At 73.4% G+C, this 1,875-nt stretch carries 2 protein-coding genes; one reads left to right on the top strand and one right to left on the bottom strand.

All coding sequences use genetic code 11. The features are described from left to right. A partial coding sequence (locus tag H5J33_RS33510) for a serine/threonine-protein kinase (protein WP_181798452.1) occupies positions 1–1,025 on the bottom strand: 1,025 nt, incomplete at its 3' end. 397 nt (positions 1,026–1,422) lie between these two features. Between H5J33_RS33510 and H5J33_RS38050 the strand changes: the two genes are divergently transcribed. Beyond that, positions 1,423–1,875, top strand: a 453-nt coding sequence (locus H5J33_RS38050; RefSeq protein WP_258565584.1) for a tetratricopeptide repeat protein, incomplete at its 3' end; no start/stop codon positions are given.

Here is a 1,875-nt window from a genome sequence, read left to right as displayed (position 1 = left end):
ATAGACCCACTGCCCTGGCTGCGCAGCCACGGCCTGGATCCCACCGAGCGCAGCGCGCCGCGCAGCTTCTCCCCGGCCTCCTCGCCCCGCCTGCCGTCCGGCCCGCCGGACTGGACCGGCAGCGGAACCACGCGGGTGGCGTCCATCGGCTCCGGCTCGGGCGCGTGGATCACCGCGTTGAGCATGGCGCGGGCCCCGGCGTCGTCGAGCCGCTTGGCCGGGTCCTTGTTCAGCAGGCCGTAGATGACGTCCCGCAGCGGGCCCGCGTTCCTGGGCTCCTCCAGCGGCTCGGTCATCACCGCGGTGAGCGTGGCGATCGCCGAGCCCTTGTCGTACGGCGGGGTGCCCTCGACCGCCGCGTAGAGCAGACCGCCGAGCGACCACAGGTCGGCCGCCGGTCCCGGCTTGTGGCCGCGGGCGCGCTCCGGGGAGATGTAGGAGGGGGCGCCGACGAGCATGCCGGTGGAGGTGATGGACGGGTCGCCCTCGACCTGCGCGATGCCGAAGTCGGTGAGCACGACCCGGCCGTCCTCGGCGATGAGCACGTTGGACGGCTTCACGTCACGGTGCAGGATGCCCTCCCGGTGCGCGGAGCGCAGCACGTCCAGGATGGCGAGCCCCACCTCGGCGGCGCGCCTGGGCTTCAGCACCCCGTCCTCGCGGATGACCTCGGCCAGGGACTTGCCCTCGACCAGCTCCATGACGATCCAGGGCCGGTCGTCCTCGTCGACCACGTCGAAGACCGTCACCGCGCTGTTGTTGCGGATCCGGGCGATCGCCTTTGCCTCGCGCAGGGTGCGCGTGATCAGGCGCCGCTTCTCCTCCTCGTCGATGTTCGACGGGAACCGCAGCTCCTTGACGGCGACCGTCCGGCCGAGGGTCTCGTCCTCGGCGCGCCAGACCGTGCCCATGCCGCCTCGGCCCAGCACGTCCCCCAGCCGGTACCGCCCGGCGAGGAGACGCCGCTCGCTCTTGTCCTGACGAGTCTCCTGACGAGATGTACCCGCCCGCTCCGCCTCCGACATGCGTCCCCTCATACAACCCGCCCTGACAGAGCCTCCATTGTCTCTCACCCGGCAAGTGCCCGGCGCCCAGGGTGCCCCTGGCCCCACCCCGCCCTCCCCTGTGTGGAAGCCCGGTTGAAGCAGGCGTTCCGCTTACCGGGATGAGGGGCCGTAAGAGGGGAGGAACCGGTCTGCCGACGCTTCGGACAGTCCTGTCCATACCGGCGTCCCCGCCGCTGCCGCACCCTCCGGGCGGCCCGTCGGGACACCTCCCGGAGCCCGGGAGAGCCGCTCCCCTGACGGCCGTTCAAGTCGGCGCCGCGCCCCATGCCCGTCCGCCCGCGCGGGGCTTCAGGGGCTGCCGGGGCACGGCCCGGCCCGCCGCCGGACTGCACGCGCTGCCCCCTATCCTCCGCGCATGGGATTCTTCCGATCGCGGGCCAGGCGTACGAACGCGTCCCCCCTGTCCCGGGCCAGGGCTCTGTACCAGTCCGGGCGTTATGCCGAGGCGGAGGCCGAGGCGAGCGCCGTGGCCCGGTCACTGCCGCCCGACGACGGGGACCTGCCGCAGGCATTGACCATCGCCGCGCTCTCGATCGGCGCTCAGGGCCGCCACGCCGAGGCTGTCGCCGCGTACGACGAGGCCCTGCCGGTCTTCGGCAGGGTCTTCGGGGCCGGTCACTGGCAGACCCTGAAGCTGCGCTCCGACCGCGCCCAGCAGCTGGCCGCGCTCGGCCGGCACGCGGAGTGCGAGGCGGAGGGCGCGGCCGTCGTCCGGGCCGCGAACCGGGGCGCGGGCCCAGAGATGCGGCTCGGACGACGACCCCAACAACCCGACGGGCGCGGTCTATCCGAAGGAGGTCGTCGAGGG

This window comes from Streptomyces sp. WELS2, from assembly GCF_013870595.1.
GTDB lineage: Bacteria > Actinomycetota > Actinomycetes > Streptomycetales > Streptomycetaceae > Streptomyces.
The sequence above is the reverse complement of the archived record's forward strand: the minus strand, read 5'-3'. Positions and strand labels throughout refer to the sequence as shown.